Genomic DNA, 25,466 nt, shown 5'->3' with positions numbered 1-25,466 from the left:
GAAATTATGAAAACTTAAAATTTAATTCTTCAATACTATGATAAGTTTAGATCATAAAAACCTACTATCATTAAAGATAATAGGTTTTTATTCTACTTAAGCTTATAGTATAAAACTCCATTTTCTTCTGTTCTTTCAACTTTTCCCATATATAAAAGATGTTCTAAATGTGACATAGCCTCTCCTGAAGCAAACCACTTTTGAGGATTAGGAAAATCTTCCCACTTATCATATCGCAATTCCCAATGCATAGATGCTGCAGTATCTCTAACTGTTTTCTTTTCTTCTTTTATTATATTCATAACCTCATCAAGACGGCTTTCATGATGGCTAATTAATTCATTTATTCTTGTTTTATGATCTTTTATTATAAATCTATGAGCAGGAAATAAATAATTTATATCATAATCATATATTTTCCTTAAATTTTTTAAATATACTTCCAACATATCACCATATTCAAATCCCCAAAATGCTATATTAGGAGTTATCTTTCCTAATATATGGTCTCCACAGAAAAACAATTTGTGTTCCTCTTCATAAAGCCCTATATGACCTGGCGTATGTCCTGGAATATTAACTACTTTAAAAGAAAATTCCCCTATGTTTATTTCATCATTTTCATGCAATAATATAAAATCTACTGGCTCCTTTGGAGAAAATTTATATCCAGGATGGTCATCAAAATTTATATTATCTTGAGTAAGAGAAAATAGTTTTTTATAGTCATTAAAAGTATTCCAATATTCTGCAGTAGCCATCTTATTTATCATATGGCCATCTGTTTCTCCTGAATATACCCTAAAGCCTTGTTTACTTAAAACAGCAGCAAGTCCTGAATGGTCAGCATGTAAATGAGTTACTAAAAGATCTGTCTTATCTAAATCTAAACCAAGTTCCTCTATACCATTCATAAATGCTTGTCTACATTCTTCTGTATCAAATCCACTATCTATTATTAAATTTCTATCCTCTGACAATATAATATAGCTATTTATAGCTCTTAATGGATTATTAGGCAATGGTATTTCATTCCTATAAACATTTTTATATACTTGTTCAATCATATTAATTCCCCTTTCATATTACCTATTCTTTGGTTTAACATACCTACTTATGAATAAATCCTCATTTATATCATTATACTATGACGCCTTAGAATTTACATTTAAATATTGTTTATAATTGGAATCTCACGTATATAGGGATACAATGCGAAAACTTAATATGCACTCTGGAAAATAAATTTTCTATAAAAACAGNNTTAATTTTTCATTCATAGAAAAGAATTTTTGTTATGGAAATTAAAATCATGCATAATTTAAATTTTCGTTGTGGAACCCTATAGTCATAGATTATATAAAGAAAATAGTAATTAACTAAAGATTTTTTATTGAATTATCTAAATATTTATAGTATAATTTATTAAAATATTCCATGTGAGGAGCAACTTATTATGATTACTATAAAAATGATAAATACAAATGAATATTATTATAGCTATTATAGATAAAGTTTGCTGAAATGAAAAAAATTCATAGATGCAAACTGGGAAAGTATTTTTAAAATACAGTTTGCGTCTATGATGGTTATATAGTTGTGCAATAAAACCACGTAGAGCTCTGCATGGTTTTATTTTGTTAAGAATTTAAACCACGTAGATAAAATGTCTATGTGGTTTTTTTATATAAAAAATTAATAAGGAGGAGTTAAAATGAAAGAAAGAGAGAATTTTTCAAGTAAATTTGGATTTATACTTTCCTGTATAGGTTCAGCTGTTGGGCTTGGAAACATATGGATGTTTTCTTGGAGATTAGGACAGTATGGGGGAGCCGCTTTTCTTATACCATATTTTATATTTGTATTTATATTAGGAACTACAGGACTTATGGGAGAATTCGCTTTAGGGAGAGCAAAAGGAAAAGGTTCCTTAGGCGGTATAAAAGAAATTTTAGATGAAAAGAATATATCTGGTTCATCTATCATATCTCTAATACCAACTTTAGGTGTTTGGGGAATATTTTTATTTTATAATGTAGTGGTTGGATGGGTTTTAAAATATTTTTCAATAAGCACAATCAATAATTTTAAAAATATAGATGTTGCAAATTACTTAGATAGTTTTTTAGGAAGCAATGAAACTATTTTCTGGCTTGCTTTAGCTTTGTTGATAACAACTATTGTTGTAGCCTATGGAGTTAGTAAAGGAATTGAAAAAGCAAATAAAGTTATGATGCCTGCACTATTTATTATATTTGTAATATTACTTATTAGATCTGTAACCCTTCCTGGAGCATCAGAAGGAATACAATATTTATTGATTCCTAAATGGTCTTATTTGTTAAATCCTACCACTTGGGTTATGGCTCTTGGCCAAGCATTCTTTACTGTATCTTTAAATGGAGCTGGTATGGTGGTATATGGTAGTTATATAAAGAAAGATGTTGATATACCTTCTTCTGCAATAAATACAGCTTTTTATGATAGTTTATCAGCTATGCTAGCAGCTTTTATAATAATTCCAGCAGCTTTTGCTTTTGGGCTAGATCCAGCGTCAGGTCCTACTTTATTATTTATAACAGTTCCAACTATCTTTAAATCAATGCCTGGTGGACATTTATTTGGAGCTATTTTCTTTGGTAGTATTGTATTTGCAGCTGTATCTTCAACTATAAATATGATGGAAGCAACTTCAGAAGCTTTTATGCATAAAACAAAATGGAGTAGAAGAAAAAGCGTACTATTTATTGGAGTAATTTCATTTTTAGCTGCTGTACCACTAGCTTTCAATATAGAACTATTTAATAATTTTTCCGATATAATTACTATTTATATAGCTCCTTTGGGTACAGTAATTTCAGCCATAGCTTTCTTTTGGATATATGGAATGGATAATGCTTTAAAAGAAATTAATATGGGAGCAAGAAGACCTTTAGGTAATTGGTTTATACCTTTAGCTAAATATGTTTTTGTATTTGTATCAATAATAGTTATTGTTTTAGGTGCGATATATGGAGGAATTGGTTAATACTTTAAATTAAATTTTATGTTCACTTTAAATGAATATAAAATAAAAAGCATTGCAAGATTTATATATTTATCAAAATCTTACAATGCTTTTTGTATATTCTATTTTTTATACTTAATATAAAAATACTTGGCAACTAATACAATATAATTGCTTTTACCTTAGCAATATAGTATGTAAAAGAATTTATTTAATAAATTCTTCTCTTAGTATTGAATAATAAGAAAGATTTTCAAAATAAGATAAATTTTTAGGTAAATCCTTAATCTTAAAATGATATTTCATTCCTAATTTTTCAACCAATTTAATTGAATGTGTATTTTCAGCATCTATTAGCCCAATAATTTTTTTCAGCTTAATAACTTTAAAACCATACTCAACAAGTGCATAGGCAGCTTCTGATGCTAACCCTTGACTTCTATATTCATTAGACAATCCATAATAAAGTTCAACTTCTTGTAAATCTAAATCATCAGGACCTAGGCCGCAATACCCAATAACTTTATTATCACCCTTATGAATTATAACTAAATTAAATTTATATATCTTATCTGGAGTATTCTTTTTACAACAATTCATAGACCATTTAATAATATCCTTTACCTCATCTAGTGATGGTACATCTTCAGGAATATATTTATAAAAATTATCCTCTCCCACAATTTGAAAAATTCTTTCTGCATCTTCTAAAGAATAAGGCCTTATAAGCAATCTACTAGTTTCTATTTTTGCATCTACAAACATTTCACATTTCCCCCTTCTTATAATAGTTTATTTTATACCTTCAATAATAATCTATTTTCTTACCCTAGCAATTTGACTATTATTTACTTGTTGTAGCAATTTAGTTGAAATTTTCGTTAAGGAATAAGGTGATCCTCCACCTGTATAAACAAATTCTCTTTCCATAACTTTAGGGTCAATTAAAAATATTGCCTCATATCCAAATGAGGGTACTCCTCCACAAGGATATCCAGTACTTTCAAGTATTTCTTCTGGCGTTGCAGTTCTTGGGATTTCGATATTTAATGCTTTTGCTACTCTTGACGTACTTGCTCTATGCTCCCCCTTAACTATAGCTACAATAAGCTTTCCGTTACTATCAATCATACATATATTTTTTACAAAATCTTCTGTAGATGCATTAGCTGCTGTAGCCGCTTCTTCAACAGAATGACAAGTCTCTTCAAAAATATACTGTTCTCCATATATATTATTTTTTAATAAGTATTCTTTTAGCTTATTCTCAAACTCCTTCAAATTTATCTCCTCCAAACATCTTAAAATATAGTTATCATCAGTTTAGTTATACTTATGGTTATTATATATTTTATGGTGAACTTTTTCTTTTGGAAATATCCCAGATATGGCAAATAATATACACCAAGTTGTCACTGCCCACGTAATCCACTTACATTCATATGGTAACATTGGTGCTATAGTCAACTTAATTACTACTTGTCCATAAAAAATCACCCACCAGATTATTCCAATTAATACAGGAATTATAATTCTTATAACCTTACTTAAAAGAGATTTATATTGAACTTTTGAAATAAATACTCTTTTACCCTTTCTTATCTTAACTATTATGGATAACATGTATAATGACAATACGAAAAATAGTCCAATAGACACATACTTAATAATTTTTACAAAACCATTCTCAGGTTTATAGTTTTCAATAGATTCCCCCATACTATACTTTTCCCAATAGCTCATTATATTTATAAGTAAATTAGTTCCATTATCACTATTAGTTAGAATTACAACTCCACTATTTCTCTCTGGTATTATTGTAAAATTGGAACGCCATCCTCTATTTGAACCACCATGTCCTATAGTCTTATATCCATTTTCCAATTCTTTTGTTACATATCCTAGTCCATAAGTATTTTTTACTGGAGTATGTATTAAATTAATATTCTCTTTACTTATTAGAGTTCTAGACTTAGTACTCTTATTGTATCCTTCTAAATTTGCAATCATAAACTTACATAAATCAGTTGTAGTTGTAAATAAACCTGCTGCTGCTTTTTCCGTATACATATATCCAGGAATTTCATTGCCTAAAACACCATAACTGCTTGAAATGTTTTCTTCTATATTTTTATCTAATATAAAAGAGCTATTATTTAATGTTAATTTATCAATTATCTCTTTTTTCATATAATCTTCAAAAGTCATTCCTGTAACTTCTTCAACTATCAATTGAAGAATAGTATATCCTCCACCAGAATATTTAAATTGTTCTCCTGCTTCTTTTATAATCTCTACTTTATTCTTGCTATAGTTTTCTCCTGAAAGTGATTCCTCAATTGTAGGTAGCTTTTCTTTTGGAGAATACCCTGCATAATTAACACCAGATAGACCTGAAGTATGACTTAACAATGTTCTAATTGTAATTTTATCAGTGTTATATTCAGATTCTGGCAGCTTCCATCTTGTAAGATATTTTTCAACTGGCACATCTAAATCAATTTTACCCTCTTCAACTAATTTCATTATTCCCCAAGATGTTATACTTTTTGAAATAGATGCAACTTGAAATACTGTGTTATCATCTACCATCACTTTATCTTTCTTATTTGCCATGCCATAGTTATAAATTCCTTGAATTTTTCCTTCTTCCACTATTCCAATTGAAGCTCCTGGAATATTATATTTACTCATCAATTTAGGCATTTCATCATTTAATTTGTTTATAAATTTTTCTGTATCTCCTAAATTATATTCTTTACCATAAACACTAAAGCAGGTAGTAAAATAAGTCAAAAGTATAGTTAATATTCCTAATTTAAATATAGGATTTAATTTTTTCACCCTAATCTCCCCTTTATCATTATTTTATGCTATATCTAGAACAGTTCTTTAGTTAAGTAAGTATTAAAATTTAAAAACATCTTTAATTAAAGGGTTTTAATTTCATCTGCTTACCTCTCAACAACCTGTCCACTAGTTTAATGTAATCCCTAACTTAATCCAATAATACAACTCACTTTCCTTATTATTATATTATTAAATATATCTTCTACAAATATATGCTTGTTCATTTTTTTCTCTACTTAACCTATAGTCAGCATACTCTTTAAAGAATGCCCCCTAGTTGAAAGAACTCTCATATACACCAACTCTATCAATATCTAATGCATCTTTTCATATATCTACAAGTACCTTTTCTAAATCAATTTTTGAATATATATTGCCCCTCACAATTTAACCCTCCATTTTATCTATTAAAATAGAAATTCATATTCTGTTTATTTACTATAAATTTTACCATATTTTAAAATTCTTAGTTATCTTTATTTATTATTTCTTCAAATTTTATAATTACTTCACAAAGTATATACTTTGTTTTAGAAACTTCTTTAAAGAGCACAAATAAAGGAGAAATACTTTTTTTAAAGAATAAATTATAATGTAAACAATATAAAAATACAATGAGATGCTGGAGGAAAAAATGGTTAATAAGTTAATAGCTGAATTAGAGGAGTTACTTAAGAATATTGGTTATTTTAATTGTGAAACAGAAGTAGAATCTAGGGAGGCTCTAGATAATATTTCAGTTAAGCTCTTTGGTAAAAGATATACAAACGAATCTTACGAAATATATGAAAGAACAGGAAAGTTTACCGATTTGGTATTACTAGATGAATCGGATTGTAAAAATAGGAAAGTATTAAAACCTGATTTAGATTTATCAAAATACTCTATAGAAGAATTAGCTTCATTGATCTCAATTATTAATTCAAAGATTCAACTAGAAAATAATATTAAGGAAAGTAAGGAATATAAGGAATATAAAGTGATAAGTTTTAAGGATAATTATGGTGGATTATTAGATCTTAATAACTTTGAATCACAACTTAATCTCTACGGAAAAGAAGGTTGGGAGATTAGTTTCATTGTTTCAAATGAGTTAGGCAATACGCGTTATGCTAACTTTTCAAATAAGGATGTTACAATTCATCCTAATATACAAAATACAATAGTTATCCTAGAAAGAGTTAAATATAGAGATTAATTATATATTTAAGAAAAGCTTTAAAGCTATTGAAATTTTGTTTTCAATAAAATATTATAAGGATGCTCTGATATTGTTTCAAAGCATCCTTATAATTATAAATACTAAAGCTTATATTTATAAATTATATATTTTTATAACAGTAAAAAACTTAAAATTAGCCGCTTAAAATATAGTGCTTTTTAATTTAAATTGAACCTATATATTACTTTTAATTCCACAAGAAAAATTTAAGAATAGTCTCTCATTTTATTCTTTATTTATTGAGCGCAAACCTCGTTTTATAATCCTTTCAGTATGTTTTATAGGACTTTCGTCTTTCCATTGATTACATGTTTCAATTACCCAATTAGGCTGTGTTTTACTTGCATCATTTAACCAATTTGATACGCTGTCTTGCACATATTTTGAACTATCTGATTTAAGTGGTTCTAAAATCGGAAGTCCTAGTGCTGGATTTACTTTTAATATTTCAATATGTTTGCACCATACCCCTCTAGGTCTTGTAGCTTCTGATGCAAAACGTCTAATATTTTCATCGCTATCTTTTGTCCAATTAGAAAGTATTTCTATACTTTTTTCTAGGTTCTTATCAATTTCTGGCCTTATTGCCATCCATGCAATTTCTCTAACTCCAAAATGGTAATCTGCTGCAAAAAATTTAATCTTTTTTAAATTTTCCTCAAAGGTAGCTTTATTATTAATACTAAAATATGCAGCCCAACACCTTACAGTATCAGATTTATGATTAGAAAGAATTTGCAAATTCTCTTCCCATTGATTATCTTCATGTGACAATTGAGACATTCTTCTTCCTATAATCCCAATTAAGGCCACTGTTGATTGCTTTTTAGAATTTATAATATCTGTTAAAATTAATTCTAAATAGCTTTCTTTATTCATTTCTTTTAATAAATTTTTCAACAAAAAGACTTGATCAATTTGAAGCCATTCAGTTAGGTTTACAGTTTCGATTTCTCCACTATTAAGTAGTTCTATGATCTCCTTTGGTATTTTTTCTGCCTTTGTTGCACCTTTACGGTTTAAAATTTCAGAAGATATCATTTTATAATATTACCTCCAATATTTATATCTAATTGTAAACTGAAATCATGCTCTATTGAATTATTTTTATTACGGTTTAATTTAATAAAAGATGATTTTTAATTTGGCATATAAAAGAAAACAACTAGTCAAAGATACAAAGCATATTTTGCATCAAACAGAAAGAATATATCTCCATAATAATTTGAAACGACGGAGTATGATGAAAAATACACGAGTATACTGGCTAGTTATTTTTGAATATGTTTATTAGTTATTTATATGATTTAATTAAATTATATTTGTCAAGTATTTTATTTCCTATATCTTCATTAAGATATTTTATATCACTTAAATAAATTAATGTACTTCCTTTATATTTTTGAGTTTCCCCAACAAGAGCTACTTCATAACAACTTCTTATAACATTTATTATACAATTATCATAATGATTTTCTCTACAGCTTTTACACTGTTTAAGAATATCAGCTATAGCAATAATTAAATTATCATGATCATATACTTTAGTATCAGCTAATGGTATATTCTCATATCCATTTTCAACATAAGTAACATTATTTTTTAAGCACTTTTTAACACTTTCTTCTGAATATCCTATTAAGCATTTTTCTTTAATACAGCTTGTACAACTATCTTTCTTTAAACAACAATTTCCTAAATTAGTTATTAAACTATCAAAGTTTATTTCATTTGCAAAAACCCCCATGATAATCCTCCCTTAAATTATACTTACTAATAATTATAAAAAATACTATAGTTAGCTTTTAATCATAATATTAGTGAATCTCTATACCTATATATACCGTAACAGATAACCATAAAACATTCAAGAATAGTTACTAAAAGATAACTATTCTCAAATTATAAATTTTAATTTCTATGTAAATATAAATTTTCCTTCAATAATAGAAAAAGATAGAAAAATCTCTTCTATCTTTTTTTGTAATTCATCCTATGTTTTTATTCCACAAAAAAATTAGTAGTGAAAATTCATTTTAAGTATTTCTTAATAGTATATATACATACCATATGAACGTGGATATGTATATTTAAATCCAAATTTTTCATATAAGTTATTTGCAGGGTCATCAGCAATAAGACTTACATATCCTCCCTTAGGTACTGATGTCTCTAAATAATTCATTATTTCCCTCATTATTATTTTTCCAATACCATTACCTTGAAAATTAGGGGTAACCGCTATATCAACAACTTGAAAAAAACAACCTCCATCGCCAATTACCCTTCCCATTCCAATAAGTAAATCTTTATGATATATGATTACAGAATATAATGAATTTTTTAATCCTTTTTCTGCAGCTTCTATACTTTTTTCACCTAATCCTGATATTTTTCTAAGATTTAAATAATCCTCTATAGATGGTGTACTATGTTTAATCTCAATATCCTTTATAATATTATTCATTCTTATCCTCCTTTTTAAATATTAATATAATTACAATCTATTTAAATCATTTTCTGTATATACTTTAATTCCATTATTAATTAATACCTCTGTAGTTAATCCATTTCCTTTTATTAATTTACCTGAAAAGTTTCCATCATATATAAATCCATATCCACAAGAAGGGCTTTTAGACTGTAATATTGCTTTCTTAATTCCTATAATTTTTGCAATAGCCAAAGTCTTTTCTGCACCTTCAGTAAATTCTTTAGTAAAATCTTGTCCATCTTTACTAACTACTTTCTTATTACCACTTTCATCTATAATAATTTCACAACTTGGTCTTGGTGTTGGTAATTTAGCTAGCTGTTCCGGACATAAGGCTATAGCTTTTCCTTCTTTAACTAGCTGTAATATGAATTTATTTTCACTGTTACTTCCATTATATCTACAGTTCACTCCCGCTAAACAGGAACTTACTAAATACATAATTAAAATCCCCCCTTATAACTTATATAGTGTAATACTATTAATCATTTATTATAAGCTATTAATAGATGATTTTACAATAAAATTTATACCACCTTATAGACATTATCAAGATAATCTAATATCTATTGAATTATAATATTATTTTTATTAAGTTCAATAAGTTAATGAACCGTCCCTTATTTATCTATATACAAACTTCTTAAATATCTACCTTGTCCATTTAAATCTTCTGGCTGCTGAACAAAGGATTTTTTTACTAGGTATTCATTAGCAGATCCAAAAATTTGATGCCATAGTTCATTAGTTATTTCTTTTATGTCTACTTTGTGTATTACTCCAGTTAAATCTGGAACATTAGTTTCAAAGTTTTCAAAAATCTCCTTTACTATTGGGAAAATACTTAAAAGAACAATATCTGATATTTCATTGATTATACATTTATCATTAGATTGAAATATTGGTATATTTGTAGATATACTTTTATCTTCATCATTTACAGTTATATAGTTAACTTCATTAAGAAAGTTTAATAAATTTTTATCTTGATTTGTGAGTTCATCATAATTAATAGAGTTATTATATACATCATAAATTAACTCTCCACATCTTTTTGCAATATCTTTATTAACATCATCTATAACTTTTATATAAGATAAATTCAAATCATAAAAAGGTGATGAATTTTCAATACCTTTTTGAACTAATCTAAAAAATCTATATACATCTTTCCTCGCTCCGTTTGAATCTCCAAAACTATTAAAAATAAAATCACCAGCTCTATAATTATTACTACTGCATAGTAGTTTATCACTGTGTTTTTCTACTGTGCTACTATCTTCATAAGCCACTATAATAATATAATCTCTATTATCTTGTTGAAGTTTAGATGTGCAAAAAACTTCCTTAGATTCAAAAAAATCAAAGGCAGTTCCATCAAAAATTTCATCACAGATGATATGATATAATAATCTTTCGTTAGTAAAAGCCTTATAATTTGTTAAGCATGATAGTTTTTCATAAAGTACATTCTTCAAAGATATTATTTTATCTCCAACTACTTCACCTATATTATTTAAATGCTTGTCCATACTTATTACATCTTTCTCTAAAAATGTTGGGAAATTTATTTTATATCCCTTTTCATTATCTTCTATAGCATTTATTAATTTAAGACTATCAATTGCATTATTAAATTTATTTTCTTCAATATTTAATTCTTTCATTATCTCAAATTTACATATTGAAAACGGCTTATGACTTGCAATAATGTATAGTATTTCTGGCACGTATTCTTTATTACATGCATATGCTGGATTAAATTTATCATAAGTACCGATATCCCCGAAAAAATAAAAGTTTAATTTCTTATTCCCCACTTTTTTCACTCTTTTCTAATACTTTTTAAATTGAAATCCTAAGATATCTATTTCTTCATTCTTATCTAATCTCTTATCATAATTTTTCCTAAGTTCAATCATATTTAAATGATCAAACCCACATTCTTTATAAAGCTTAATTGCAGCTATATTTCTTGGAATTACACTAACAAACATAGAGGTTATTTCTTTCTCTTCCATAAGTTCATCTAAAGCTGTCATAGCTTTTTTTCCTATACCTTGCCCTCTAAATTCTTCTGATATATATAGATCCTCTAACCATGCAACATTTTGTCCACCAAATCTTACATAAAAAAATCCTACCAATACTTCATCCTTAAACACATTGTATATTGTTCCTATTTCTTGCCACTCCTTAAGTGTTTCAATAGATTCCTCATCCTTTTGCCAGAACTCCTTTGGCGCATTATTTAATTTTCTATGATAGTTCATAAGTTCTGTTATCATCTTTGCTGTATCCATAAATAATTCTTTTTCTAATTGTTTAATTGTTATATTCATTTTAAAGTCTCCTTTTTTAAGTATCTAAGCTTTATACAAATAAAACTTAGATGCTTATTTATTCTCTTTGACTATTTTTCAAATCTCATAAGTCCTACTTTCTTTATAGAAACAGTTCTCAAATTTTTATAATTCCTAAAATTTTTAAGAACCGTCCCCTATTATTACAAGCTTAGAATCTTATATTTTTTAAATCTTTTAGAAGTTCATCTTCTATATAATCCTCAGTAAATATATAAAAGTCTGGAGAAGTAAATTTTGCTATACCTTCCTCCATGGTTATGTGTCTTGAAATTAAAGCAGTAGTATCATGCATATTTATAAATCCAATACATTTTGCTTCATCATGATTTAAATAAAGTTGAATTTTATCCTTTATATCATTACTTCCATATAGTATTGAAGAATTAGTTGGAATGTCCATAGCTTCTACTCCTACTTTATACTTATCAAAGCCTCCGTTTATATTCTTTAACTTAAGCCAATTATTTTTAAGATTCTCATCAAAATTAAAGAATGTAAAGCTCTCAAAGGGTTCAAGGCTCATAAATTCACCTGTATTTTGTACTATTTCCGCTGTATGACACAATACTGGCACTCCAGGTAGCATTAAATAATATTGATTTATTACTAAACCTTTAAACTTATCATTATTTTCTATATGAAGTTTTACTTTAATCCCTTGCCATTTATTTTTGAAATTATCTTCAATAGTAACAAAGTCTGCTTTAATATTTTCTTTTAATACTGATCTAAAACTTAAATCTTCTGGCAATGTTCCTATGCCTCCAAACCAAGGATTAAACCATGATTTTGGCACTGGCGTCGGGAATGAACTTTCAAGAAATTGATGATTATTGTATTTTAAAGAATATAATACATGGCTAAAAGTCTCGCATGCTTTAATTTCCATAACACCATTATTTACACAGTGAATTTTATTCCCCTGTTCTTCAACTATTTTCGATTCACAGAAAACATCTTTAATTTTAAATACCATTTTATATTCTTCTGAATACATACTTTTAGAATCTACCTCTAATTTCAAAATATCTCTATCAATATCATTTTTTAAAGAAGCTTCAAGTTTTGCTTCAAAGATTTTATCTTCTGCATTTATGCTTTTGCTATATTTTTTAAAATTGTTATGCTTAGATACTATTGAATATTCTCCATCTAGCCCATAATTTTGATATTGCTTAACACTAACAGCCAACTTTTCTTTTACAAAAGGATTACCTTCATTTATAATCATTTCAAAATTGTTATTAAGATGTAAATTTTCAGTATTACTTTCTTCTAGAGCAAAATTTCTAAAGTCTTTCCAATCTTTAAAGGTGTTCAATACCATAAACACAGGCTTTGTTACCTTTTTCTCACAAGCTTTCATCTTCCCAAGATTATGCTCAAAGGCAATCTTCCACCCATTTGATTTAATTTTCAAATCTTTATGCCAGCATAGTCCTATACACGCTCCTGTATCTCCAGCATATATCCAATTTTCTGTTAAGTCATCAAGATTAAAATTTTCCGTCCACATAGCTCTTGGATCTATAATTTGAACAAATTTATTTTTTATTGGCAAAATACCATTAGTTAATTTCATAAATAAATTGTTGCATAAGAAAATGTCACTAGCTATTTCAACGTCTCCATCATTATATATTTCGTAATGATATCCTACTATTCCATTTTGAGAAAGCTTTAATATAGATTCTACTCTTATATTTTTAAAGATTTCAGATATATAAGTTATTTTTAAAACTATTTTATCCTCTTCTTCATAATACTCTATATTATTGGGTCTTCCATTAGAAAATTCTTCAGAAAAAGGTCTTCCTAACATTGGATAGTATAGTTCAAAATCCAAATCATATATTCCAAAAGCTTCTATTGATATACTATTTTCTTCATCTAGTTTTAATGAATATGGTCCATTTGCAATCATATAAAAGTCTTCTGTTTTGCCACCAAATCTTCCTTCTCTACCCTTGAAAGGAGCAACCAATGCTTTTGTAAATACCACTTCTTTTCCATCTGGGAATTTAGCTCTCACTTCAATCAATTCATTATAGAAATTAAAATTATTTAATATATATTGAAGCTTTAAAGACTTTCTCTCATTGGCCTTCATATTTATATTTATTTCTTTATCTATAAACTTAATAGACTTATTATCCTTAAGTTTAATTTCAAAGGTAACATCTTTCTTATAGTTATTTTTTATATCTAAATATAAATATGAATTAACATTTTTATAGCATTCTCCTGTTGGAACTTTTAGAGATATATCTGCTGGATATTGTGAATCTATACCAATTCTAAATTCTACACTTTTTCCATTTATTAAAACTTCTGATATAACAGATGGATAAGTATTTAATGAGGCCACCTTTTCTTTAGGTTCCTCAACCGCAAATTCCCCTTCAATAATTTCTCTATCTAAAACTTCAAATTCACCATTAAATGAATACTTTATATTTTTATCATCTAAGCCCTTAATTTTAATATTTAAAGGGGTTTTAGATTTATTTAAAACTTCATATTTAATCTTATACTTCTCTCCAAATATAAGCTTTTGTTCCTCCACACAAGCCTTAATTAAGTAATCTTCTGCGTCAACTAATCTAATGCCTCGGCTTTTATTTTCAAATTGAACTTTTAATTCCTTTCCTTCTTTTTCCCAACTATACTCATAATAGGTGAATCCATCTTCTTCTATGCCATCTGGTTCCATATCTATAGTTCTCTTTAAATCTTTATACCAATTTACATTTTTAAAATATTCTTTAAATGCCTCTGTATTTAATACTTTTGGGATAAAATTCATCAAATGTGTCGTATCATCTCTCTTTTCTAAAAAAAATCCACATCTTTTATAAAGAGGAAGAGATTTTGTATTTCCCGGCCATGTAAAAAGATCAACTCTTGGCCATCCTAGCTCTGTAGTCCTCTCTACGCATTTGCATACCAGAGCTCTTCCAATACCCATCCCGTGAAGATCATATCTTACATTTAAAAGTCTTATATAAAGGGTGTTATCATCATACTGATATTTAGAAAAACCGCAATATCCTACTACCTCTTCCCCCTTTAATGCTAAATAAGTATTTATATCTGTGATGCTTTCATGTTCTTTTAAAATACTCTCTTCCGTTTCTGTACCATTATTTCCGTTCCATCCTTCAGTACTTCTTCTCCACATATCTGCTATGGATTTTGCGTAAGAGTTATTGTATTCTACTAATTTTATATCGTCCATAATATAGCCCCCATTTTTACTAAATTTCTCTAATTAATTCTTCTACTTTCTTTTTAACCTTTATATTATCAGGATCTAATTCCATTGATTTTTTATAGTTTTCTAAGGCAAGTTCTTTATCTCCATGAAGTAAATACATTTTACCAAGATTATAATAAAGATTTGATGATTCTGGAGATATTTCAGTGGAAATTCTCATAACTTCAATAGCCTTTTTTACTTTTTCCATCTCTACTAATTCATAAGCAACAAATTTAAATTCATCCTCAATAAAATTATATTTATCAAATGAATTTTCTTTTATTAAGTAATATTCTTTTAATGCTGCTTCAAAATTATTATCAAACAATTTTTTTGCCATATGGTGTGCAAGAGATTGCTTTACATATTGAACTTCTTCTCCTAAAAGTATGTCTAAAATAGCCGTGCAAATAAGTTTAAGTCCAATATAATCTGAATTAGTCATAATAACTACAGATATACCCCTTTCAGGTAAGATAATAAAATTGCTTCTAAATCCTGTATCTAAACCACTGTGAGATCTCACCTTATTTCCTTTATATTCTCCTAAAAACCATGCTAATCCAACTTCTGAAGTGTATCCGCCCCAACCTGTAGAACCATGATTATGCCAAAGTTCTGAATAACTATGGGGTTCTAATATCTTCTCTTCTCCAAAACATCCTCCATTCATATTAGCAATAGCATAGTTACACATTTCTCTTACATTTGAACATAGTGTAGAACTTGGTCCATGAGCACGATTATAAGGAAATACCTCACTTACTACTCCAGCATACCCATTTTCAACTCCAAGAATATGAGGTGTTGTAAGTAATTCTTTTGAAACATTAGGATTAAAAAAGTCACTTTCCTTCATTTGAAGAACTTCTAAAATATTTACTTTCATATATTCTTCAAAAGTTACCCCTGAAACCTTTGCAATAACATCCCCTAGAATCTCAAAAGCAATATTACTATAAGCAAATTTTTCTCCTGGCTCCCACATTAATTCTTCATTTTTAATACTTTTAACATACTTCTCTAGAGCATCTTCATCATATTGAGGCTTATCCCATCCATAATCATCAACATCTGGCATGCCTGACATATGACTCAATAATTGTCTTATAGTTATATTCTTATATCTATCATCTTTAAGCTGAAAGTACGGCAGATATTCTGTTAAATGTGAATCCAATTTAATCTTGCCTTTTTCTACTAGCTGCATTATTCCTGTAGCCGCAAAAGTTTTTGAAACTGATGCCATGTGAAAAAGTGAATTTTCATCAACTGGTTCTTTGGTATCAACATTCTTCACTCCAAATCCTTTGGTGTAAAGAATCTCATTATCATAAACTACTCCTACTGCTAGTCCTGGAATGGATTCTTTCTCTACATATTCATTTATTATCCTATCTAAATTTTTTATCATTCTATTTTTAATATCCATAATCTTTCTCCCTCTCTTTATCTATTCCCATCTAAACATTGATATAAAACCATTGCTATTTCTATCAAATCCAAACTTATTGTAAAAGGACTCTTCTGATGGCTTTGTTATTAAAACCGGATTTAATTTATTTTCATTAAGTAATTCCATCATATTCTCAACAATTTTACTTCCTATTCCTTGTCCCTGATATTCTTTATGAACTAATAATCTTAAAACATATGCATGTTTAATATCATCGGAAAGTATTTGGACAAATCCAATTAATTTACCATTGTCATCACGGGCTGTTATCCATCCCCAAGATAATTTCAAAGAATTCTCTAGCTTATCTAAATCTTTTATTCCCCATCCTATAGTACTTAGTAATTCATTTAATTCTACTAAGTCTATTTTTTCTTTTCTTTGAATTTTCATATTTCCCCTCCCAGATTATAAGTTATAAGCGCTTAAAAACCATTCCTACGAGTTTTTAAATGTAATAAAAAAATTAAGGATGCAGATGAACACACTATTCATCTACATCCTTTAAAATTCATATTACATATATCTACTGTAATGTTAAAAGTACAATTTTTTTCACCATAGTTAAACCTATAAGCTTTAAACCTATTCCCCTATGATGATGGTATAGGTATATAGTAGAAATACTATATAATTAAATTTAACTTTGTACTTTAAAATTTTATTACCAACTATTAAAAAATACTTACAAAGTAAACTTATTTATCTTTTATAAGATTAATAGCTATGGCAACTTACAATTGACATATATACTTAAACGTCTTTAAAATTAACTGGCCATTATTGTACAAAATATCGCACATCTTTGACTGGTTATTTATAGTAAACGCCTTATTTAAAATAAAAAACTGTGTTATCAAAAACAACACAGCTCTAATTTCAAATTATTATTAAATAAGCTAAAGTTAATAAATCATTATCCTCTAATAGCTAAATTCTATAAAATTAGCTTTGTAATTCATAATATTTAGTATTAATCTAAGTGACAATTAACCCTTTATATAACTTATTTTAATATGAATGAAAATTAAAGAATTGTAATTGATGTTGTTCATCTATATAATTAAAATCTTAAAATTCACAGCAAACAAACCTATTTTTTAAAAAAGGTTAAAAAATTCTTGCTATAATTTTATTATCAGATTTTTATTTACTAGAATTATAACAACATACTCATCACTAATTCTCCTTTCATTTCCAATAGTTATATTGTAATATATTATTTACCACAAATCAATGACTGACTTATAATTTTAAGAATTTTTTATCAATTTAATCGTGACTATCCCCCTTAGCAAACTCAAAAATTCTTTTTGCTAACTCTCTAGGTTCTTTACTTGTAGTATCAATACATAAATTTGCATTAATATTCTCCCACTCTGTTAACTGACGCTCTATCATTTTTTCTACAAGACTAGGTAGATTTCCTTTCATTCTCGCGGCAAATCTTGATTTAATGATTTCTGAATCAGCTGTAAATTTTATAGTAATTTTATCATTAATAGATTGAAGTTTTGGTAAAATATTTTTTTCTGAAATAACATAAATAATTGATTGACAGGATAAGTCTTTACTACTTGATGTTTCATTCAATTTTTCACTAAAAATTTTTCAAGCTTCGTTTTCATTTTTAGCCATACGTAAATAATCTTTTCCAGTGTATACCTGTACATCCATTAATTCTTTTAATTCATCTGCTGCTGATGATTTACCCGTACAGCTTGCCCCCATGAAAATAAACAACATAAATTATACACCCCCATATCGAATACCTTTTTATAGTAGGTTTTTAATCATTATTCCTTCAAAATAATCATTTACATTTTAGTCGCATAGCATTATTTATTTTTTCGAAGTTAAATTTCTTATAAAATACATCTTTGTCTGGCGTATATGTAAGATAGATATTTGTATTTGAAAATTCTTCTATTAGCATATTCATTATATTTGTGCCAATTCCTTTATTTTGAAATTCCTTTAATACTAAAACATCATGTATGGTAGTATAACAATAATAGTCAGATATAGCTCTTCCAAATCCAATTAGATTTTCATTGTTGTATACCAAAATATAATAAGAATTTTTAAAGGCACTATATATTTGTTCTTTTTCCCTTTTCCAATCAAAGCTATTAAATATATTTAAAACTTCATCAATATTAAAATTTTCATTTACTAAATATTTTACTATCATATTAGTTTTCCTTTCCTTTAGAATATCTAGTTCATATAATAATATTTTTACATAGCATTTCTATAATTCAGAATTATGGAAATATTATACAATTACTATTTTAGCATTTAATATTTCTATATGCCACTTTCCTTTGGAACAAAAAATAAGTACTGTCATAAAACTCCAGTCTTATGACAGTACTTATAAATATGTAATTATTAGTTGTATCCTCTTTATTTTTCATTAAAAAATATAAACTTTTAAGATGATTTCTATAATTCCTATATATTATTGTAAAGTATTACATACAGGATAAGACTTTCTTTCCCATGTACGAGTGCTTTCTATTTCTTCATCTGCCAAATTAAAGAAATAACCTGAAGTTTCATTATACATATGTGTATATGTAGAATCCCAAGTAGCGTCTATGTGATAATTTTTACCGTTTATTTTAACTATGTTCCATGCATGTCCAAGTTTTTCCTTATCTGGTTCTTCTGCATCAATAATATCTCCAATAACGATCTTTGACTCTATATTAGCAGCTTTTAAAAGCCTATTCATAGCTTGAGCATATCCTTTGCACATACTAAGTCCATTAATTAATGCACTATATTCATCATTGTTTTTATCCCATACCCCGGAATTAAAGGTATCCATATCATATTCACAATTATTGACTAGATAATCATATAACGCCTTTTCTTTTTCATACTCTCCCATTTCATTAGTAATTGTATTTTTAACTATCTCCTGAACTTTTTCATTTACTAATTTTTCTTTTCTCTTTAATTCCTCCACACTATCTACATATTTAAAATCAATTTTTAAAACAGTTTTAAATGTATCATACTTAGTAATTGTATATTCCTTTACATTGGAATTAAGAGTCTCTAATTCGTTAGCTTTCAATATGTTGTTCATGGAATCAACATCGTATGTTTTTTTATCAAAATCTTTAATCTTTATAGCTATAGAGCTGTCATAATTATTTACAGCTTGTTTCACTATATTACAATACTCACTATAATTTTCAGCTTCTACTGAAGTTTTCCCAGAGAGTTCAATAGTAGCATTAACCACTCTAAATATTTTAGTAGATATCAATAAAAATAAAACTATAACTATAATTTCAAATAATTTTCCTAAAAATTTTTTCATCTTTAGTTCATCTCCTTTAAATATATTTGTATAATTTTTATTTCAACTTTTATATTAATTATATAAAAGAGAAAATATTACCATAGTAAGCTATTATGTACAATCATAAAAACTCCACTTCAAGACATAAGAAGCAAATCGAAATACATATAAAGTAAATTTTATTACATAATAATTAAGTACCATAAGATTTTAACACAAAACGCAAAAAAGTTTAATAGAAATTTACTGCGCAGATAAATATTTACAATATAAAGTTATTAAATTTCTCTTTCAGCTAACATATAAATTCTTAGAGACTACTAATAAAATTGTGAGTTAAAAATCATTAAAGAAATCAATTATTAAGAGTTGATTTTCATCATAATCGTCAATTATCCATCATCAATTCTCAACTCCTTAACTGTTCCCCGAGGTGATTAATTAAGATATTTTTATAAATGTGTAAAATTTGGTTAATTTTTCGTGATTTATGTATTAGAATGTACTTATATTAAGTTATTTCAGGGGAGGTATTTTTATGAAAGCTTTTTATTTTTCTGATTTTAACAAGGTTGAATTGAGGGAAGTTGAAAAACCAACTATTGTAAATGATACTGACGTAATAGTCAAAGTATCTCTTACATCTCTATGTGGAAGCGATGTTCATATAGTAAAGGGGGTTATCCCTTCAGAGCCAGGCTTTATTTTAGGACATGAATATGTTGGTATAATTGAACAAGTAGGAAGCTCTGTTAAGAACTTTAAACCTAATGATAGAGTTATTGGTCCTCCTGCTCCATTTTGTAGAGTATGTGAAAATTGTTTAAAAGGCAATTTTTCTCATTGTGTAAACGGCTCTTCTTTAAATGTTCATGGAAGTAAAAATCTTGATGGAGTACATGCAGAATATGTTAGAGTTCCATTTGCAGATATGTGTTTAAAACATGTACCTGATAATATAGACGATGAAGAAGCTGTAATGGTTTTCGACATACTATCAACCTCTTATTCGGCTGTAAAAAGAACAAACATAAAACCTGGAGATAACGTTGTTATAATGGGAGCTGGTCCTATAGGGTTAAGTAGCATTTTAACTTCAAAACTATATAACCCAAATAAAATAATTTTAGTAGGCAGAAAAGACTTATTTAGAATGAATAAAGCAAAAGAAATAGGTGCTACTCATATAATAAATGCATCAAAAAGTGATGTTTTAAAGCAAGTATATGAACTTACAGAAGGTAAGGGAGCGGATGTAGTAATAGAAGCTTCTGGTTCAGAGATAGCTATTCAACAAGCTGTAGAATGTGCTGGAATTGGCGGTAGAGTTTCTCTTATTGGTATAGGGGCAGATATACTTTTTCCATTATCAGAAATTTTCTGTAAAAACCTTAATATAACCATGGGTCTTGGAGATTTAAATCTAGCTTCTGATCTTTTAAATTTAATAGCCTCTAAAAAGATAGATGTTAAGCCATTAATTACCCATAGAGTAAGCTTAGATGAAATAGATAGAGTCTATAATATTTTTGATAAAAGAACAGAAGATGTTATAAAAATACTTATAAGACCTTAGTCTTCTTTTATAAATAATAAATTTTAAAATTAATAGAACATAAAGTATCTTTCTCTATTATTATGTTTGAATTTTCAAAAATTCAAACATAATAATAGATTAGATTTATAAGTTAATTTTTATATGTTTTACCATAATATATAAACAAAGCTCAGAATTACTTAGCTTTTATTTATAAGCTCCACTTAAATTATCAATAATATTATTTACATATTTTCTGCTTACTATAAAATAATATATTATCTGAAATAATAAATATGCTATAAATATATAGCTACAGTTAACATATAGTTCTATAGGAATATTCATTATTTTAAATGATGTAAACAAATATAGATAAGCTATAATTCCCCCAAAAATTAATGGTGAAAAAAATATTACTTTAAGTTGGTTATAAATTATATTTTTAAACTCTTCTTCTCTCATCCCAATCCTATACAATTTATTATATTTTACCTTTTCTTCTTCCATCTCTGTATACAATTTAAAATAAATTATTACAGATGATGCAATGAAAAATAGAAAACTAATAAATACTGCTAAGAAATTAGAAAAATTCCCACCTTCAACTCTATTTCTGTATATTTCAATATTTGAAAACAGAGAAAAATGCTCATTATATTTAAAGTATTCTTCTTTTAATCTTTCAGGCAGCTTAGAATTTTGATTTTGAAGCTCTGCTTTAATCTTTTCCACTGTGTCACCAGTTCTTCTCCATTCTTTAAATCCTAGCATGTTAAATTCACCAATATATTTTTTATCTATAGTATTTTTTATCTCATTGTAATCTTCATCATTTAAAATAATTATATAATTGGATATTGGAAACTTAAGATAGTACACATTATCAACTATAATATCTTTAATTTTAAATTTTAAAGTATTTTTATCATTTTCTAATGAAATAGTTGTATCCACACTACAATCTTGTAATTCTCTATTGTAGCTTAAATTAGCTATAATTACTTCACCCTTCTTCAATTGAATATTTTTTAAAGAAGAGTCTTTATTAAAATCTTTAACTACATTATTAAAAATACATTTATTAAGCTCTTTTTGTGATACTAAAGCTACATTATTATATCCACCAGATAAATCTTTTTCTTCAGTAATCAGTGATTCAGTGTTATACAATAAAAATGGTAATTTCATATTATCAACTATTGGAGTTTTACTTTCATTAATAATATTATTAATTTTTTCTGTAGATACATTATTTATTCCTAAAACCTCACTATAACTTATATTATATGGGTACATTTCATCTACTGACCATACGGATATTTTGTCAATTGCATAAAAAATACCCAATCCAAATATAGTAACTCCAATTAAAATGCTGCATGAAAATACAATTCCTTTATTTCTATTAAATTTATGATGCATTTCATTATTAAATAATAAATGATTATGATATATTTTCTTATTCTTCTTTAAGAAATGTAATACTCCACTTCCAACCTGACCTATAATAAAATATAATCCTATTAAGGCGCAAATTATAGATAATGGCAAGTATGGGATTATGTTCTGATCTGAATTGGCCATTGTGTAAAATACAATTAAAATAGCTGTAATTACAAAAATAATTCCTAACAAAAGTATCACTGGAGTATATTTTACAATCTTGTCACCTTTACGGCCTTCTTTTATAATTTCCGTTGGTTCTAATCTGTTCATAAAAATTATTAAAATAAGTAAAACCACTGCAAATATTAATAAAAATAGTATTGAAGTATTTACATAACTTTTAATATTAAAGTGGTGACTTATCTTATCAAATTTAGAAACCTTAACTGTTACTAAAAAGAAAAGCCTAGTGAAAATACTCCCTGAAATTAATCCCATTATTAAAGATAATACAGCAATAAGTATATTTTCAATTAATACTAATTTACTTAATTCCCATTTGCTCATGCCAACTGTAATGAAAAGACCAAATTCCTTGCTTCTAGATTTTATAAAATATGTTTGAGCATATATGATAAAAAATACTGCAAACAGTGATACCACTAGTATTGCTAACCATACCACCGACGTCATAGATATGTCATTTTTAATATATTGTATAAATTCCTCATTATAATTTAAATCTAACATCATAAACAAAACCATTATAGTAAAACTGTTACATAAAAATAAGGATAAATATTTTTTTATGTTATACCTAAAATTTTTATATACTACGTCCTTAAAAGTCACTAGCTTCACCTCCAAGAACAGCCATAAAGTCTAGTATTTCATAAAAGAAATCTTTTTTACTCCCCTTTTTAACTATCTCAGAGTGTATCTTTCCATCTTTTATAAAAATAACTTTTCTACAAAAACTTGCCGCAAATGCATCATGGGTTACCATAAGAATTGTGCTGTTATTTTTTTCATTGATTTCCTGAAAGCATCTCATAACCAAATTAGAAGACTTAGAATCTAAATTTCCTGTTGGTTCATCTGCAAATATAATATCTGGATTATTAACCAATGCTCTAGCCATAGCAGTTCTTTGCATCTCTCCTCCAGATACATTATAGGGATATTTGTCCATAACTTTTTCTAGTCCAATAGTTTCTATAATCTTCTTAGAAACTTCCTCCATATCTTTTATATATCTTTTTTCTAACACCATTGGCAGTAAAATATTTTCTCTTAAAGTCAAACTATCCATTAAATTAAAATCTTGAAAAATGAATCCCATAGTTTTTCTTCTGAATTTTGTGAGTTCATCACTAGAAAATGTATTTAAATTTTTTCCTAAGAAATTAACAATTCCTGATGTTGGCATATTCATACCGCTTAACACATTAAGTAATGTGGTTTTTCCACTGCCAGAAGAACCCATAATAGCTGCAAATTCCCCTTTATTTAATTTAATATCTATCCCTTGTAATACCTCTGTCTTTTTTGTGTTTTTATCTCCTCCATATATTTTTTTAACTTTATTTGCTTCAAGTATAACCATAGTACCCTCCCCCTCATCAACTTAATTTTAGTACTAATAAACATATAGAGAAATCGAAAGAGGTTAAATTTATCTTACATTTACCTTACGTCTATATCTTATACTTACCACAGTGCCAACGCCAACTTTTGATTCAATAGTTATCTTCTGATTGAGCTTCTCAGCCACAATTCCACACATATACAATCCAATACCTGTAGAATTTTTATATATACGGCCGTTTTCTCCAGTAAAAAAGGCCTCAAAAATCCTATCCATATCATAATCAGGTATTCCAATACCTTCATCAACTATTTTAAGTATGACAAATTCTTCTTCTTTCTCAATTTTTAATGTAATATATTTAGGTGATTCTTTAGATGTAGAATATTTTATTCCATTAGATATAATCTGTTCTATAATAAATTCATTCCACTTTTTATCTGACAATACAAAAATCTCTTTTTCTTCTATTTCTATTTTTGCAAATATATTATTATAAATAAAAAAATTCTTATTCTTTTTAATTATATTATTAATAGTACCTACTAAATCTACAGAAGTAGGTACATAGTCTTTAGAGAATTCATCTAATCTAATTAAGTTTAATACATTTTGTAATCCATCATATATAACCATATTTTCCTGTTTTAAAGAGTTAATATCCCCTGCCTTTAATTTTCCACCCTTTTGCTTCTGCAGTATTAAATCTATTATTGTTACTGGTGTCTTTAAATTATGAATTAGTTGAGCTAAAAATTTGCTTTTCCTATTATTTTCTATAGCAACATCCTCTAATTGTCCTATGTAATTATTATGAATTTTATTAATTACTTTATAAATCTCCTTTTGCTCACAGGTCGACAAAACCACTTTATGACTAAAATCTTCTATAAATTTTTCTAATTGAAAATTGAACCTGTAATATCTATACCACTCTATTAATAAATAAATTATAATCAAAAAAATTGTTATAATCGTA

At 27.0% G+C, this 25,466-nt stretch carries 23 protein-coding genes; 3 read left to right on the top strand and 20 right to left on the bottom strand.

Annotated elements, in window-relative coordinates:
• Window positions 1-92 precede the first annotated feature (92 nt).
• On the bottom strand, window positions 93-1,067 hold the full coding sequence (locus tag B3603_RS04530; RefSeq protein ID WP_291561241.1) for an MBL fold metallo-hydrolase: 975 nt from the start codon (window positions 1,065-1,067) through the stop codon (window positions 93-95).
• A 647-nt stretch (window positions 1,068-1,714) separates the two neighbouring features.
• On the opposite strand from B3603_RS04530, the gene B3603_RS04525 reads away from it, so the two are divergent.
• Window positions 1,715-3,028: a sodium-dependent transporter gene (locus B3603_RS04525; protein ID WP_291561239.1), complete on the top strand. Its 1,314-nt coding sequence runs from the start codon at window positions 1,715-1,717 to the stop codon at window positions 3,026-3,028.
• 186 nt (window positions 3,029-3,214) lie between these two features.
• Here B3603_RS04525 and B3603_RS04520 read toward each other — a convergent pair whose 3' ends face one another.
• Genes B3603_RS04520 through B3603_RS04510 form a run of 3 tightly spaced genes read right to left on the bottom strand, consistent with a single transcriptional unit; the run spans window position 3,215 to window position 5,851 of the window.
• On the bottom strand, window positions 3,215-3,772 hold the full coding sequence (locus B3603_RS04520; RefSeq protein ID WP_291561237.1) for a GNAT family N-acetyltransferase: 558 nt from the start codon (window positions 3,770-3,772) through the stop codon (window positions 3,215-3,217).
• Window positions 3,773-3,823: 51 nt separating this feature from the next.
• A complete protein-coding gene (locus tag B3603_RS04515; RefSeq protein WP_291561235.1) occupies window positions 3,824-4,288 on the bottom strand; it encodes an aminoacyl-tRNA deacylase in 465 nt (154 codons plus the stop codon).
• Between the two features lie 42 nt (window positions 4,289-4,330).
• A complete protein-coding gene (locus tag B3603_RS04510) occupies window positions 4,331-5,851 on the bottom strand; it encodes a serine hydrolase domain-containing protein (protein WP_291561233.1) in 1,521 nt (506 codons plus the stop codon).
• Window positions 5,852-6,491: 640 nt separating this feature from the next.
• Here B3603_RS04510 and B3603_RS04505 point away from each other — a divergent pair.
• Window positions 6,492-7,055 carry a hypothetical protein gene (locus B3603_RS04505; RefSeq protein ID WP_291561231.1) on the top strand — a complete coding sequence of 188 codons (564 nt, stop codon included), beginning with the start codon at window positions 6,492-6,494 and terminating at the stop codon, window positions 7,053-7,055.
• Window positions 7,056-7,304: 249 nt separating this feature from the next.
• Here the strand turns inward: B3603_RS04505 and B3603_RS04500 are convergent, their stop codons facing one another.
• The 13 genes from B3603_RS04500 to B3603_RS04440 form a co-directional block, all read right to left on the bottom strand.
• Window positions 7,305-8,120: a DNA alkylation repair protein gene (locus B3603_RS04500; RefSeq protein WP_291561229.1), complete on the bottom strand. Its 816-nt coding sequence runs from the start codon at window positions 8,118-8,120 to the stop codon at window positions 7,305-7,307.
• 253 nt (window positions 8,121-8,373) lie between these two features.
• Entirely contained in the window at window positions 8,374-8,826 is a 453-nt protein-coding gene (locus tag B3603_RS04495) for a hypothetical protein (protein WP_291561227.1), read from the bottom strand.
• A gap of 300 nt (window positions 8,827-9,126) precedes the next feature.
• The gene (locus tag B3603_RS04490; RefSeq protein ID WP_291561225.1) at window positions 9,127-9,546 is read right to left on the bottom strand and encodes a GNAT family N-acetyltransferase; all 420 of its coding nucleotides are present in this window, start codon (window positions 9,544-9,546) and stop codon (window positions 9,127-9,129) included.
• Window positions 9,547-9,576: 30 nt separating this feature from the next.
• Complete coding sequence (locus B3603_RS04485) at window positions 9,577-10,014, bottom strand: DUF523 domain-containing protein (protein WP_291561223.1); 438 nt, start codon at window positions 10,012-10,014, stop codon at window positions 9,577-9,579.
• 179 nt (window positions 10,015-10,193) lie between these two features.
• Entirely contained in the window at window positions 10,194-11,393 is a 1,200-nt protein-coding gene (locus B3603_RS04480) for a hypothetical protein (RefSeq protein WP_291561221.1), read from the bottom strand.
• Window positions 11,394-11,408: 15 nt separating this feature from the next.
• Entirely contained in the window at window positions 11,409-11,915 is a 507-nt protein-coding gene (locus B3603_RS04475) for a GNAT family N-acetyltransferase (RefSeq protein ID WP_291561219.1), read from the bottom strand.
• A gap of 172 nt (window positions 11,916-12,087) precedes the next feature.
• Window positions 12,088-15,177 carry a GNAT family N-acetyltransferase gene (locus tag B3603_RS04470; RefSeq protein ID WP_291561216.1) on the bottom strand — a complete coding sequence of 1,030 codons (3,090 nt, stop codon included), beginning with the start codon at window positions 15,175-15,177 and terminating at the stop codon, window positions 12,088-12,090.
• A 19-nt stretch (window positions 15,178-15,196) separates the two neighbouring features.
• On the bottom strand, window positions 15,197-16,630 hold the full coding sequence (locus B3603_RS04465) for a serine hydrolase (RefSeq protein WP_291561214.1): 1,434 nt from the start codon (window positions 16,628-16,630) through the stop codon (window positions 15,197-15,199).
• A gap of 21 nt (window positions 16,631-16,651) precedes the next feature.
• The gene (locus B3603_RS04460) at window positions 16,652-17,047 is read right to left on the bottom strand and encodes a GNAT family N-acetyltransferase (RefSeq protein ID WP_291561212.1); all 396 of its coding nucleotides are present in this window, start codon (window positions 17,045-17,047) and stop codon (window positions 16,652-16,654) included.
• An 879-nt stretch (window positions 17,048-17,926) separates the two neighbouring features.
• Window positions 17,927-18,247, bottom strand: a complete 321-nt coding sequence (locus B3603_RS04455; protein WP_291561210.1) for a hypothetical protein — start codon at window positions 18,245-18,247, stop codon at window positions 17,927-17,929.
• An 18-nt stretch (window positions 18,248-18,265) separates the two neighbouring features.
• Window positions 18,266-18,400 (bottom strand): hypothetical protein, encoded by a 135-nt coding sequence (locus tag B3603_RS04450; protein WP_291561207.1) that lies wholly within the window; start codon window positions 18,398-18,400, stop codon window positions 18,266-18,268.
• Between the two features lie 67 nt (window positions 18,401-18,467).
• A complete protein-coding gene (locus B3603_RS04445) occupies window positions 18,468-18,848 on the bottom strand; it encodes a GNAT family N-acetyltransferase (protein WP_291561205.1) in 381 nt (126 codons plus the stop codon).
• Window positions 18,849-19,118: 270 nt separating this feature from the next.
• The gene (locus B3603_RS04440; protein WP_291561204.1) at window positions 19,119-19,991 is read right to left on the bottom strand and encodes a transglutaminase domain-containing protein; all 873 of its coding nucleotides are present in this window, start codon (window positions 19,989-19,991) and stop codon (window positions 19,119-19,121) included.
• A gap of 520 nt (window positions 19,992-20,511) precedes the next feature.
• Between B3603_RS04440 and B3603_RS04435 the strand changes: the two genes are divergently transcribed.
• On the top strand, window positions 20,512-21,549 hold the full coding sequence (locus tag B3603_RS04435; RefSeq protein WP_291561202.1) for a zinc-dependent alcohol dehydrogenase: 1,038 nt from the start codon (window positions 20,512-20,514) through the stop codon (window positions 21,547-21,549).
• 168 nt (window positions 21,550-21,717) lie between these two features.
• Here the strand turns inward: B3603_RS04435 and B3603_RS04430 are convergent, their stop codons facing one another.
• The 3 genes from B3603_RS04430 to B3603_RS04420 form a co-directional block, all read right to left on the bottom strand.
• Entirely contained in the window at window positions 21,718-23,751 is a 2,034-nt protein-coding gene (locus B3603_RS04430; protein WP_291561192.1) for an FtsX-like permease family protein, read from the bottom strand.
• The gene (locus B3603_RS04425) at window positions 23,741-24,505 is read right to left on the bottom strand and encodes an ABC transporter ATP-binding protein (RefSeq protein WP_291561190.1); all 765 of its coding nucleotides are present in this window, start codon (window positions 24,503-24,505) and stop codon (window positions 23,741-23,743) included. Before B3603_RS04425 ends, B3603_RS04430 begins: the two co-directional genes overlap by 11 nt.
• A 69-nt stretch (window positions 24,506-24,574) precedes the next feature.
• Window positions 24,575-25,447, bottom strand: coding sequence for a sensor histidine kinase (locus B3603_RS04420; protein WP_291561189.1), 873 nt, complete (start codon window positions 25,445-25,447; stop codon window positions 24,575-24,577).
• Window positions 25,448-25,466 lie beyond the last annotated feature (19 nt).

Source organism: Clostridium sp. UBA2485, from assembly GCF_002341865.1.
Classification (GTDB): domain Bacteria; phylum Bacillota; class Clostridia; order Clostridiales; family Clostridiaceae; genus Clostridium_J.
Note: the sequence above shows the minus strand (reverse complement) of the source record. Positions and strands in the feature narration are given on the sequence as shown.